Genomic DNA, 12820 nt, shown 5'->3' on the forward strand with positions numbered 1-12820 from the left:
CCGATGCTCGGCATTGGTAGTGCCGGCCGCTGGCCGGCAAACCTGGAAACGTGGCAGCCGGCCAGCGGCCGGCTCTACCGGATTCCGGCTCAGAACCAACGCTGGAACAGCTCCACCGTGTAGCCCACCAGCTGTCCCGAACTGAAGCCGAAGAACGCGATCGCCGCCAACGCTGCGATCCAGTTGAACAGCATCAGCGCACCATCGCGTTCCAGCAGTGCCAGCGAGAACAGCAGCAGCTGGAAGCCGAACAGGAAGTTGGTGAAGGGAATCGGCAGCGACAGCAGGATGCCAAGCAGCACCAGCAGCAGGCCAGTGAAGGCGTGTGCAGGCAGCGGTGTCAGCAGCTGCGGCAGGCGCGGTTTCAGCATCCGGTCCAGCCGTCGCAGCGGGCGGTCGATGCGGTCCAGGAAGCGGTGCATGGTGCCGCGCTTCGGTCCACGGCGGGCAATGAAGCCAGGCAGCCACGGGCGGCGCAGGCAGAACAGCATCTGCAGGCCGATCAGGATCACCAGTGGGCCGCTGACCGCGCCGCCCATGCCCGGGATCGGGATGAACGAGGGCAGGATCGCCACGAACAGGAACACGCCGAACGCGCTCTGCTGTAGGTTGCACAGGATCTGGCCGAGCGGCATGTGCTCGGCCGGGTCGCCGGAGGCGAACATCTCCAGCAGGGTGCGGATGCCCTCGTTGCGGTAGGCCGGGCGCTCAACGCCCGGACCCTGGCCGGCCTCAGGCGGTGAGCTCATCGGCCTGCTCGTCGGACAGCGTGCGCAGCAGCAGCTTGTCCACCCGCGCACCATCCAGGTCGACCACCTCGAAGCGCCAGCCGGCCCAGTCGAAGTACTCGCCCGCGTGCGGGATGCGGCCGAAGTAGTGGATGCACATGCCGGCCAGCGTGTAGTAATCGCCATCCTCGGCATCGGGCAGATCGTTGCTGCCGATCAGTTCGCGCAGGTCCTCGATCGGCAGCGAGCCGTCCACCAGCAGCGAACCGTCTTCACGGGTCACCACCAGCGCATCTTCGTCGGCGTTCTCCACCGCCTGCAGGCGGCCGACCACGGCGCCCATCAGGTCGCTGATGGTCACTAGGCCCTGGATTTCGCCGTACTCGTCCACCACCAGCGCCATCGACTGCTGTTCCTCGCGGAAGATCTCCAGCAGCTTCATCGCGTGGGTTGATTCGGAGACGTACAGCGGTTCGCGCAGGGTCTGGAACAGAGCGTTGTCACCGCGCGCCATGCGCGTGGCCAGCGATTTCAGTTCAAGCACGCCGACCACGTCCATGTCGTTGTCGCGGTATACCGGGTACCGCGAGAACTCGTGCTCGGCCATGATCTCCAGGTTGCGCTCCAGCCCGGCCTGGGTATCCAGCCAGGCGATGCGGTTGCGCGGGGTCATCAGGCTGTCGGCGGTGCGGTCACCCAGGCGCATGACGCGGTTCATCATGTCGCGCTCGTGGGCGTCGATCACACCGGCCTCGTGACTCTCGGCCACCAGCATGCGGATCTCTTCTTCAGTCACCGAGGCGACTTCATCCTTGCCCAGGCCGAACAGGCGCAGCACCAGCTGGGTGGTCTTGGACAGCAGCCAGACGAAGGGCAGGGCCAGCTTGGCCAGCCAGCTCATCGGCATCGCGACCAGGCCGGCAATGGCCTCCGAACGGGTCAGCGCCAGGCGCTTGGGCACCAGTTCGCCGAAGATCAGCGTGATGAAGGTGATCAGGCTGACCGCCAGCGCGGTACCGATGTTGCCGGCGTAGGCAAAGCCGGGCATCAGGCCCTGGATCCAGCCGGCGAAGGCTTCACCCAGCGCTTCACCGCCGAGGTAGCCGGTCAGCACGCCGATCACGGTGATGCCGATCTGCACGGTGGACAGGAAGCTCTCCGGCTTCTCCGACAGCTCCAGCGCCTTGGCGGCACGCTTGGAGGTGGCGGCCATCTGCTTCAGGCGGCTCTTGCGCGAGGTCATGACCGACATCTCGGACATGGCGAAGAAGCCGTTCAGCAGAACAAGCGCGAAGACAATCAGGATCATTTCAAACACGGGCGTCGTCCCCGGTTGGTGGCAGGGAGGGCGGGTGCTTGCGATGGCGGCTGGCGCTCAGGAACAGGGTCCGGCGCGGCGCAGGGGGATAAGGGTCGTCGTCCATAAGGTGCGCCCGAAGGCGCGCTGGCATCTTAGCAAAGGGGCATGGCAGGGTGGCAACCGCCTGTTCAGGTTGGGGGTTCCAAGGCCTCGAAAGGGGGCGGGGATACCCGTGATGGTCATCTAGCCGTCATAATTCCGTCTGGTGCCGTCCTTCCCGCGACGGCTGACAGGTTTCTCAATGTTCTCTCTGCAGACCATTTTCGGTTCCGGCAAACAGTTCTACACCCTGCTCGATGAGGCTGCCGTCGCGGCTTCCGACGCCGCCAAGGCGCTGCATTCCATGCTGCGCGAGGCCGACCGCCAGCCCGCGCTGGACGCCTTCAAGCTGGCCCGCCTGCGCGAACGCGCGGCCTCGGACAAGATCAGCCAGGCGCTGGTGGACAGCTTCATGACCCCGATCGAGCGCGAAGACATCGAAGCGCTGGGCTCGGCGCTGTACAAGATTCCCAAGCAGATCGAGAAGTTCGCCGATCGCTATTCGCTGGCCACGACCCACCTGGAGCACATCGACTTCGCGCCGCGCGCGGCGATGCTGGAACAGGCCGCCGGCGTGGTGGTGGAGATGGTGGCCGACCTGCGCCACATGAACCTGGACCGGATGACCGCGCTCAACGAGAAGCTGCGCTCGCTGGAGAACGAGGCCGACCGCCTGATGCTCGAGCTGTACCGCGACATCTACTCCGGCCGCCTGGACAACCTGCAGATGTTCCTGCTGAAGGAATTCTTCGAGATCCTGGAAAAGGCCATCGACCGTTGCCGCGAGGCCGGCGTGGTGGCGTACCAGATCGTGTTGAAGAACAGCTGACGGACGCCGCCGCATGTTGACCCTTGTCCTGGTGGTGATCCTGGCCGCGCTCGTTTTCGAGTTCATCAACGGCTTCCACGACACTGCCAATTCCATTGCCACCGTGGTGGCGACCAAGGTGCTCTCGCCCGGCTGGGCGGTGATGCTGGCCGCCTTCATGAACCTCATCGGTGCACTGACCGGTACCGCGGTGGCGCTGACCATCGCCTCGGGCCTGCTCAACACCAACGTGGTCGACGTCACCCCGCAGGTGATCCTGTGCGCCCTGCTGGGCGGCATCATCTGGAACCTGATCACCTGGTGGAAGGGGCTGCCGTCCTCGTCCTCGCACGCGCTGATCGGTGGCCTCTGTGGCGCCGGGCTGGCCGCCGCCCACAACAACTGGGACGCGCTGATCTGGTCCGAGCGCCTGGGCAGCTGGGCGCAGAACAAGGGCCTGCTGTGGAAGGTGTTCGTGCCGATGATCACCTCGCCGATCGCCGGCTTCCTGCTCGGCATCGTGGTGATGGTGCTGCTGTGGGCGCTGATCGCCGGCCTGGCCAAGATCGGTGGTGCCATCGGCCGGCTGGCCCGCCCGCGCATCGTCAACGCCTTCTTCGGCAAGGCGCAGATCGCCTCGGCGGCCTACATGGGCTTCGCCCACGGCCACAACGACGCGCAGAAGACCATGGGCATCATCGCCATGACCCTGATCGGTGCCGAAGCCACCGGCGCATTGAACGACCTGCCGTCCTGGCTGGCCTTCATGCACCCGGACGCGCATGCCGGTGACGGCATCGCCATGTGGATCGTGCTGACCTGTGCGGTGGTGATGGCAGCCGGTACCGCCTCGGGTGGCTGGAAGATCATCAAGACCCTGGGCCACAAGATGGTCAAGCTGCACCCGATCCACGGCTTCGCCGCGGAGACCAGCTCGGCCACCATCCTGACCCTGGCGGCCCACTTCGGCATGCCGGTCTCGACCACGCACAGCATCTCCACCGCGATCATGGGCGTCGGCTTCGCCAAGAACCCGCGCTCGCTGAAATTCGGCGTGATCGAGCGCATCGTCTGGGCCTGGATCCTGACCATCCCGGCCGCCGGCGGCTGCGCGTACCTGATCCTGAAGCTGTTCGAACTGTTCGGCTGGACCTGATGCCAGTGGCCTTGGGGTCAGAGCCCTTTCCCTGCGGGAAAAGGATCTGACCCCGACAAACGAAAAAGCCCGCCGTATTCCGGCGGGCTTTTTTCATGGGCAGATCGTTTCTCGGTATCCAGCGTGTCGACCAAGGTCGACACCCACCAAATCAGCAGGAAGTAGACACCCACCGACAGCGGACGGTCGCCTCCCCAACCGCCGCAGGAACCTGTCAGCGGCGGGGTGGGGTGGGGTTGCAGGACCGTTGGCGCCATGGATGGCGCCATCGAGCCCCCATGGACGGGTTCACGGCGTGTCCTGCAACCCCACCCCACCTCGCCAGCCCACGGAACCCCGGCTTTTGACGTTGGACGTTGCCGTTGCAGTCAGCGGGTGCCGGGCCGCAGGCCCGGCCGACCCCCTCAATTACGCTGGAACAACGCCTGCACATCCTTGCGGAACGCCGCCTGGCTGTCCGCCCGGCTGTAGAACATGTGCCCGCCCGGATAGCTCCGCACCTGCACCCGGTCCGGGTTGCTGCCCATCGTCGGCATCTGGTCCACGGTCAGGATCGAGCCCATGAACGGACACGACAGGTCGTTCCAGCCATGCACGATCAGCACCTGCAGATGCGGATCGATCGCCACCGCCTGGCGCAGCTGGGTCACCGCGCCCTGGCGCAGCTCGCCATTGCGGTCCCACAACCGGTTCACGTCGTAGTTCAGTGCCTGGTAGCGTGCATCCACCTTCCAGCCAACTACCCGCGTCACGAAGTCGACCATCGCCGTGGTGGTCGGCGCGATGATGCTGTCCAGCAGTGGATCGTTGGCGCGCTGCTCCGGATCATTCGGGAACGGATCGAACGCGGTCACGTTGGAGTCGTAGCGGCTGCCCAGCGTGCCCTTGTCGCGGAACACTTCACGCAGGTAGGCCTGGGTTTCCAGGCGCCCGCCGGCGCGGCGCACGAACTGCGGGTCCAGTCCGGTCAGCGCGGTCACCCGGCGCAGCATGGCTTCCGTAGCCTGCGGATCGCTGCGGCCCTTCATCAGCGCGGTGGCGTAGTCGCCACGGGTGTACTCCACCACCTCGCGCATCGCCGCATCGGTCAGCTTGCCCTGGCGCTCCAGGTGCGCCGCGGCGATCGACGGCAACGTCTGCATCCACGCCATCGGCGAGACATCAGCGTTGTCTTCCAGGGTCGGGCTCAGGTAGGGCGAGACCAGCACCAAGCCGTTCATCGCCACGCCCAGCCGGGTCTGCAGGAAGTGGGTGATGCGTGGGCCACGGTAGCCACCGTAGCTCTCGCCGGTCAGGTACTTGCGCGAGGCCATGCGCTGGTTGCGCAGCAGCCAGTCGTAGATCGAACGCGACAGGTATTCGACGTCGGCACTGGGGTTGTACAGCGCCTTCTTGGCTTCGTCGTCGCCGATGCGCGCGCGGCTGAAGCCGGTGCCGACCGGATCGATGAACACCAGGTCGGTGAAGTCCAGCCAGGTGCCCGGGTTGTCGTGCAGGGTGGCCGGCGCCGATGCGCTGTCACCCTCGGAGCCGAAGGTCACCACCTTGGGCCCGATGGCACCCATGTTGAGGTACACCGACGATGCCCCGGGGCCGCCATTGAGCGCGAAGGTCACCGGCCGGTCCTTGCCCGGCATCGTGTAGGCGGTGAACACCACGTCGGCGATCACCTTGCCCTTGGCATCGCGTACCGGCAGGGTGCCGACGGTGGCGGTGTAGTCCAGGGTGCGGCCGGCCAGGCGCATGCTCTGGCGGACCGAGGCGTCGGCGGGCAGCGCAGGCGCTTCGGTCTTCTCCTCTTTCGGATCAGGCTTGGCCTCGGCGTCGGGCGCGGCCAGCACGCTGGCTGGGGCGATGAGCAGGCCGACGCAGAGCGCGGCAGTATGCAACAGGGACTTCATGGCACCGGATCGGCAGCGGAAGGGGGTTCCGATGCTAGGCCGGTGACGGGCCATGCCGTATGTGTCCAAAGGCATGGCCGCGCGTCGAGGCCGCCACTGGCCAGATTGGGTCAAGCGGGCAGGGTGGCTGCCGCGTCGTCGTCGGCCAGCAGGCCATAGACGGCCGAGTCGGCCAGTTTCCCCTGGATGCGCCACCGTTGGCGCAGCACCCCCTCGCGGTGGAAGCCCAGGCGTTCCAGCACGTGCGCGGAGGGCGCGTTGCGCGGGTCGATCTCGGCTTCCACGCGATGCAGGTGCAGGGTGCGGAACAGGTAGGCCAGTACCTGTTGCAGGGCCTCGTGCATATAGCCCTGGCCCTGGCGATCGGGGGCCAGCAGGTAGCCGATCTCCGCGCGCGCGGCATCGCGGTCCACCGCGAACACCACGCAGATGCCCAGCAGCGGACCTTCCAGCGATTCGCGCACGGCCAGCTTCAGCTGGGTGCCGATGGCATGGGCGGCGAGGTCATCGTCGATCTGCTCGCGCGCTTCGGCCTGTCGCGTCCAGGCCGGATGGTTCCACCAGCGCATCACATCCGGGTTGGACTGCAGCGTGAACAGCGCGGCGGCGTCGTCACGGCGGATCGGGCTCAGGACCAGCCGTGCACTGTGCAGCGGCAGGCCGGGGAACAGCAGCGAGTGGCTGGCCAATACGGTGGTCCACGCGGATGGACGCGCATTATGGCGCCGCCGGGTTTGCCGATGGGGGTGTAATGCCCCGGGCCGGCACTACCGGGCAACCGGGTCAGAGCCGTTTCCTGTCAGGAAACGGATCCGACCCCGCGCCGGGATCAGACTTCCAGCGAAGCCAGGTCGCCCTTCGACTCCAGCCAGCCCTTGCGGTCGGACGCGCGCTTCTTGGCCAGCAGCATGTCCATCAGCGAACGGGTCTGCTCGCCATCGTCCACGGTCAGCTGCACCAGGCGGCGCGTATCCGGATGGATGGTGGATTCACGCAGCTGCGGCGGATTCATCTCGCCCAGGCCCTTGAAGCGGGTCACGTTGATTGCGCCCTTGATCTTCTCGCGCTCGATCTTGTCCAGCATCGTGCGTTTCTCTTCCTCGTCCAAGGCGTAGAACACCTGCTTGCCCACGTCGATGCGGAACAGCGGCGGCATCGCCACGAACACGTGGCCGGCATCGACCAGCGCCGGGAAGTGCTTCAGGAACAGCGCGGTCAGCAGGGTCGCGATATGCAGGCCGTCGGAGTCCGCGTCGGCCAGGATGATGACCTTGCCGTAACGCAGGCCGGCGATGTCGTCCTTGCCGGGGTCGCAGCCGATGGCCACGGCCAGGTTGTGCACTTCTTCCGACGCCAGCACGCTGTTGGACGAGACTTCCCAGGTGTTGAGGATCTTGCCGCGCAGCGGCAGGATCGCCTGGAAATCCTTGTCGCGCGCCTGCTTGGCGCTGCCGCCTGCCGAGTCACCTTCCACCAGGAACAGCTCGGTGCGCGACAGGTCCTGGCTGATGCAGTCGGCCAGCTTGCCGGGCAGGGCCGGGCCTTGCGTGACCTTCTTGCGGACGACCAGCTTCTCGGTCTTCAGGCGCGCACTGGCGCGCTCGATGGCGATCTGCGCGATCTTCTCGCCCAGTTCCACGTTCTGGTTCAGCAGCAGGCTGAAGGCATCGTGCGCGGCGCCCTCAACGAAGCCGGCGGCCTGGCGCGAGGACAGGCGTTCCTTGGTCTGGCCGCTGAACTGCGGGTCGGTCATCTTCAGCGACAGCACGAACGACACGCGGTCCCACACGTCTTCCGGGGCCAGCTTGACGCCACGCGGCAGCAGGTTGCGGAAGTCGCAGAACTCGCGCAGCGCCTCGGTCAGGCCGGTACGCAGGCCGTTGACGTGGGTGCCATGCTGGGCGGTCGGAATCAGGTTGACGTAGCTTTCCTGCACCAGCTCACCTTCCGGCAGCCAGGCCACGGCCCAGTCCACCACCTCGGTGTCCTTCTTCAGGTTGCCGACGAACAGGTCGGCGGGCAGCGATTCGCGTTCGCCCAGTTCCAGCTTCAGGTAATCGCGCAGGCCGTCTTCGTAGTACCAGGTATCGACTTCGCCGGTGGCTTCGTCGGTCAGCTTCACGGTCAGGCCCGGGCACAGCACGGCCTTGGCGCGCAGCAGGTGCTTCAACGCACGCACCGCGAACTTCGGTGTATCGAAGTACTTCGGGTCCGGCCAGAAGCGCACGCGGGTACCGGTGTTCTTCTTGCCGACGCTGCCGACCACTTCCAGCGGCGTGGCGCGGTCGCCGTTGCGGAAGGTGATGCGGTGTTCGGCACCTTCGCGCTTGATGTGCACCTCCACCAGGGTCGACAGCGCGTTGACCACGCTGACGCCGACGCCGTGCAGGCCGCCGGAGAAGGTGTAGTTGTTGTTGCTGAACTTACCGCCCGCATGCAGGCGGGTGAGGATCAGTTCGACGCCCGGGATCTTCTCTTCCGGATGGATGTCCACCGGCATGCCGCGGCCGTCATCGCTGACCTCCACGCTGCCGTCCTTGTACAGGGTGATCTCGATCGAGCGGGCATGGCCGGCGAGGGCCTCGTCCACCGAGTTGTCGATCACTTCCTGCGCCAGGTGGTTCGGGCGCGCGGTGTCGGTGTACATGCCGGGACGGCGCTTGACCGGGTCAAGGCCGGACAGGACTTCAATATCGGCGGCGTTATAGCGGGCGTTCATCTATCTTCTAAAGCGCGGAGCGACGCGCAAGTGTGCGGTCTGGACGGCGATTTTGCACGCCTGCGGTTCAGCCTCGGCGCCGGGGAGGGGGTAAAATAGCAGCCGCTGGAATCTGAACGCCGGCGACCCCCGTTGGGTCGAAACGTCCAAGCCATACCGCGAGGAGGACCTCATGAAGAAGTTGCTGACCATTGCAATCCTGGCCGCTGCCGCTGTTGCAGTGCCGCTGGTGGTGGCGCAGAACGCTGGCCAGCCGGCCCCGCAGCAGGGTGACCAGGCCGACAAGGCGCAGGCCGAGGCCGATGCCAAGGCCAAGCGTCGGGCCCAGGCCAATGCCGAAATGAAGGCGCAGGGCCAGCCGGCCCCGCAGAAGGAAGAAGAGGAAGAGGCGCGGAAGAAGCGCTGATCCCGCAACCTGCCAAGCGCCCTTGTGACAAGGGTTGCGCACCGGAACGCCCCGCCCAGCGGGGCGTTTTTTGTTGGATCGGCCGCACAAGCCCCTTGGGTTGGCGGCCATCAATCTGTAAACTATGGCTTTCCGGGAGTAAGTGCGTGTCCACCATTTGCGAATGGGCTGGAGCGGCCAAGCGTGGCTTCCAGCATGGCGGGTCGCAGGTGACGGTCGATTTGACCGGCACGGCCACCCCGACCTCGCACGATGGTCCCCGTCCGGCGCGTGCCGCCGCACGGACCCGCACCTCCCTCGCTGTCCCAGCGAACCGGAAAACCCCCTCCGAGCACCATGCCCGCCCTCCGGGTGCGCGTGGTGCTGCCGTTTTCCATTTCCAGACAGGATGCTTGCAGCCATGACTCCCTTGATTTTCGTAACCGGCGGCGTGGTGTCCTCGCTCGGCAAAGGCATTGCCGCCGCGTCGCTGGCCGCCATTCTTGAAGCCCGTGGCCTGAAGGTCACGATGATGAAGCTCGACCCGTACATCAACGTCGACCCGGGCACCATGAGCCCGTTCCAGCACGGTGAGGTCTATGTCACCGACGACGGCGCCGAGACCGACCTCGACCTGGGCCACTACGAGCGCTTCGTGCGCACGCGCCTGAGCCGCAAGAACTCGGTCACCACCGGCCGCATCTACGAGAACGTGATCCGCAAGGAGCGCCGCGGCGACTACCTGGGCGCGACCGTGCAGGTCATTCCGCACATCACCGACGAGATCCGCCGCTGCATCGACGAAGCCACCGAAGGCTATGACGTGGCGCTGGTCGAGATCGGCGGTACTGTCGGCGACATCGAGTCGCTGCCGTTCCTGGAAGCGATCCGCCAGGTGCGCACCGAGCGTGGCCCGGAGAAGGCACTGTTCATGCACCTCACCCTGGTGCCGTACATCGGCGCCGCCGGCGAGCTGAAGACCAAGCCGACCCAGCACTCGGTGAAGGAACTGCGTTCGATCGGCATCCAGCCGGACGTGCTGCTGTGCCGGTCCGAGCAGGCGGTGCCGGATTCGGAGCGCCGCAAGATCGCCCAGTTCACCAACGTTTCCGAGCGCGCGGTGATCAGCGTGCCGGACGTCGACGTGCTGTACCGCATTCCGTCGGGCCTGCACGCGCAGGGCCTGGACGAGATCGTGGTCAACCAGCTGAAGCTGGCCGACAAGGCCGGCCCGGTCGATCTGTCGATGTGGGAAGACGCGGTCGATGCGACCCTGCACCCGCTGGACGAAGTGACCATCGCCGTGGTCGGCAAGTACGTCGACCACCAGGACGCCTACAAGTCGGTCGGCGAAGCACTCAAGCACGGTGGCCTGCGCCAGCGCACCAAGGTCAACCTGAAGTGGCTGGAAGCCCAGGACCTGGAAGGCACCGACATGGCTGCACTGGCCGATGTCGACGGCATCCTGGTGCCGGGCGGCTTCGGTGACCGTGGTTTCGAAGGCAAGGTGCTGACCTCGAAGTTCGCCCGCGAGCAGCACGTGCCGTACTTCGGCATCTGCTATGGCATGCAGGCTGCCGTCGTCGATTACGCGCGCAACGTGGTCGGCCTGGAAGGCGCCAACAGCACCGAGAACGACCGCCAGTCGCCGAACCCGGTGATCGGCCTGATCACCGAATGGCGCACCGCCACCGGCGATGTCGAGAAGCGTGACGACAAGAGCGACCTGGGTGGCACCATGCGCCTGGGCCTGCAGGAGCAGCGCCTGAAGCCGGGCACGCTGGCCCGTGAGCTGTACGGCAAGGACGTGGTCGCCGAGCGCCACCGCCATCGTTATGAGTTCAACAACCGCTACCGCACCCAGCTGGAAGATGCGGGCTTGGTGATCGCCGGCAAGTCGATGGACGACACCCTGGTGGAAGTGGTCGAGCTGCCGCGCGATGCGCATCCGTGGTTCCTGGCCTGCCAGGCGCATCCGGAGTTCCTGTCCACGCCGCGTGATGGCCACCCGCTGTTCATCGGTTTCATCCGTGCCGCGCGCGAGCGCAAGGCCGGCGGCAAGCTGCTGCAGGAAGCCCGCGCCTGACTTGTGATGGGGGCCGCCGGCCCCCATCTTGCACGCTTCAACCCCCAGCGCACCGGCCCAGCCGGTGCCGCGGACAACAAGGAAACGCCATGAAACTGTGTGGATTCGAGGTCGGGCTGGACCAGCCCCTGTTCCTGATCGCCGGCCCCTGCGTGATCGAGTCGATGCAGCTGCAGCTCGATACCGCCGGCAAGCTGAAGGAAGTCACCGACAAGCTCGGTGTCAACTTCATCTTCAAGTCCAGCTTCGACAAGGCCAACCGCACCTCGGGCACCGCGTTCCGCGGCCCGGGCATGGAAGAGGGCCTGAAGGTCCTGGCTGAGGTCAAGAAGCAGATCAGCGTGCCGGTGCTGACCGACGTCCACGAATACACCCCGATGGACGAAGTGGCTTCGGTGGTGGACGTGCTGCAGACCCCGGCGTTCCTGGTCCGCCAGACCGACTTCATCCGCAAGGTGTGCTCGGCCGGCAAGCCGGTCAACATCAAGAAGGGCCAGTTCCTGGCGCCGTGGGACATGAAGCCGGTCGTGGAGAAGGCCAAGGCCACCGGCAACGAGCAGATCATGGTCTGCGAGCGCGGTGCCAGCTTCGGCTACAACAACCTAGTCAGCGACATGCGTTCGCTGGCGGTGATGCGCGATACCGGTTGCCCGGTGGTGTTCGATGCCACCCATTCGGTGCAGCTGCCGGGCGGGCAGGGCACCAGTTCCGGTGGCCAGCGTGAGCACGTGCCGGTGCTGGCCCGTGCCGCCGTGGCGGTAGGCATCTCCGGCCTGTTCGCCGAGACCCATCCGGACCCGTCCAAGGCCCTGTCCGATGGCCCCAATGCGTGGCCGCTGGACCAGATGGAAGCGCTGCTCGAGACCCTGATGGAGCTTGACGCGGTGACCAAGAAGCACGGCTTCTCGCGCTTCGCGTGAGTCGTGACCCGTGGGTGGCGCTGGAAGACCAGCGCCACCGCCGGCACTGGAAGCAGTGGCCGTGGGGCCTGATCGCACTGGGCCTGGCCGTGCTGTTCACCGTGGGCATGTTCGGCCTGGCGCTGATCGGTGCGGCGTCGGTGCGTCCCCCGGGTGATGGCAGCAGCGCGCTCGATCTGCGGACGTACTTCATTGCGCTGCTGGTCGCGGAGCTGCTCGGTGCCGTGGGCTGCGTCGCTGCCGCTGTACTTGCGTGGCGGCTGAATCGCGGCAAGGTGGCGGCTGGCCTGGCGATCATCCTGCTTTCGCTGTGGCTTGGCGCCCTGTTCTACGGATTGCTTTGATGAATACGAGCACGTCAGCGCGCGGCTGGCCCTGGGGCCTGATCGCGCTGGGGCTGTCCGTGCTCGCCTGGACGTCCCTGCTGCTGGGTGTAATGGCCTTCGCGGCCAGCTTCGGCTCACCGGGTGACGGCAACCACGGCATGCGGGCCATGCAGTACTGGATTCTGGCTGCTCTGGTCATGCTGGGTCTGTCGTTCTTCGGCAGCCTGGTGGCGATCGTGCTGGCCTGGCGACGCAGGCGGGGAGCGGTCTGCGCCACCATTGCAGGCGCATTGCTGACGCTGCTGGTGTCGATGGTCCTGATCGTGATCGGGTCCAGCTGGGGCTGATGCCGCCCAGGCCATTTGGCAAGTGGCGGGCAGCCGGGGATAATC

Annotated in this window: 13 protein-coding genes; 7 read left to right on the forward strand and 6 right to left on the reverse strand. The window is 66.2% G+C overall.

All coding sequences use genetic code 11. The annotated features are described in order from the left end of the window. Positions 1-89: 89 nt before the first annotated feature. Entirely contained in the window at positions 90-749 is a 660-nt protein-coding gene (locus ACUZUJ_RS08035; RefSeq protein ID WP_014036728.1) for an exopolysaccharide biosynthesis protein, read from the reverse strand. Further along, positions 733-2037, reverse strand: a complete 1305-nt coding sequence (locus tag ACUZUJ_RS08040) for a hemolysin family protein (RefSeq protein WP_049445691.1) — start codon at positions 2035-2037, stop codon at positions 733-735. Before ACUZUJ_RS08040 ends, ACUZUJ_RS08035 begins: the two co-directional genes overlap by 17 nt. 292 nt (positions 2038-2329) lie before the next feature. Here ACUZUJ_RS08040 and ACUZUJ_RS08045 point away from each other — a divergent pair, with 292 nt between their 5' ends. Together ACUZUJ_RS08045 and ACUZUJ_RS08050 are read left to right on the forward strand one after the other, a co-directional pair. Further along, a complete protein-coding gene (locus ACUZUJ_RS08045; protein WP_004152833.1) occupies positions 2330-2956 on the forward strand; it encodes a DUF47 domain-containing protein in 627 nt (208 codons plus the stop codon). A 13-nt stretch (positions 2957-2969) separates the two neighbouring features. Beyond that, entirely contained in the window at positions 2970-4091 is a 1122-nt protein-coding gene (locus ACUZUJ_RS08050; RefSeq protein ID WP_014036730.1) for an inorganic phosphate transporter, read from the forward strand. Positions 4092-4108: 17 nt separating this feature from the next. Here the strand turns inward: ACUZUJ_RS08050 and ACUZUJ_RS08055 are convergent, their stop codons facing one another. The 4 genes from ACUZUJ_RS08055 to parE all read right to left on the reverse strand — a co-directional run bounded on the left by ACUZUJ_RS08055 (position 4109) and on the right by parE (position 8711). Then, on the reverse strand, positions 4109-4348 hold the full coding sequence (locus ACUZUJ_RS08055) for a hypothetical protein (RefSeq protein ID WP_152682153.1): 240 nt from the start codon (positions 4346-4348) through the stop codon (positions 4109-4111). Positions 4349-4495: 147 nt separating this feature from the next. After that, positions 4496-5992: a S10 family peptidase gene (locus ACUZUJ_RS08060; RefSeq protein ID WP_049445688.1), complete on the reverse strand. Its 1497-nt coding sequence runs from the start codon at positions 5990-5992 to the stop codon at positions 4496-4498. Positions 5993-6102: 110 nt separating this feature from the next. Then, the gene (locus ACUZUJ_RS08065; protein WP_049445686.1) at positions 6103-6681 is read right to left on the reverse strand and encodes a GNAT family N-acetyltransferase; all 579 of its coding nucleotides are present in this window, start codon (positions 6679-6681) and stop codon (positions 6103-6105) included. Positions 6682-6821: 140 nt separating this feature from the next. Continuing rightward, positions 6822-8711 carry a DNA topoisomerase IV subunit B gene (gene parE / locus ACUZUJ_RS08070; RefSeq protein WP_432591464.1) on the reverse strand — a complete coding sequence of 630 codons (1890 nt, stop codon included), beginning with the start codon at positions 8709-8711 and terminating at the stop codon, positions 6822-6824. 172 nt (positions 8712-8883) lie between these two features. On the opposite strand from parE, the gene ACUZUJ_RS08075 reads away from it, so the two are divergent. The 5 genes from ACUZUJ_RS08075 to ACUZUJ_RS08095 all read left to right on the forward strand — a co-directional run bounded on the left by ACUZUJ_RS08075 (position 8884) and on the right by ACUZUJ_RS08095 (position 12775). Continuing rightward, positions 8884-9117 carry a hypothetical protein gene (locus ACUZUJ_RS08075; protein ID WP_014036734.1) on the forward strand — a complete coding sequence of 78 codons (234 nt, stop codon included), beginning with the start codon at positions 8884-8886 and terminating at the stop codon, positions 9115-9117. A gap of 400 nt (positions 9118-9517) precedes the next feature. After that, the gene (gene pyrG / locus ACUZUJ_RS08080) at positions 9518-11182 is read left to right on the forward strand and encodes a CTP synthase (RefSeq protein ID WP_014036735.1); all 1665 of its coding nucleotides are present in this window, start codon (positions 9518-9520) and stop codon (positions 11180-11182) included. A gap of 89 nt (positions 11183-11271) precedes the next feature. Beyond that, a complete protein-coding gene (gene kdsA, locus ACUZUJ_RS08085; protein WP_458220916.1) occupies positions 11272-12102 on the forward strand; it encodes a 3-deoxy-8-phosphooctulonate synthase in 831 nt (276 codons plus the stop codon). Next, entirely contained in the window at positions 12099-12446 is a 348-nt protein-coding gene (locus ACUZUJ_RS08090; protein ID WP_049445683.1) for a hypothetical protein, read from the forward strand. The genes kdsA and ACUZUJ_RS08090 overlap by 4 nt, the downstream gene beginning before the upstream one ends. Further along, positions 12446-12775 (forward strand): hypothetical protein, encoded by a 330-nt coding sequence (locus tag ACUZUJ_RS08095; RefSeq protein WP_049445681.1) that lies wholly within the window; start codon positions 12446-12448, stop codon positions 12773-12775. The genes ACUZUJ_RS08090 and ACUZUJ_RS08095 overlap by 1 nt, the downstream gene beginning before the upstream one ends. The last annotated feature ends 45 nt before the right edge of the window (positions 12776-12820 follow it).

It is taken from the genome of Stenotrophomonas sp. S4 (genome assembly GCF_054187805.2).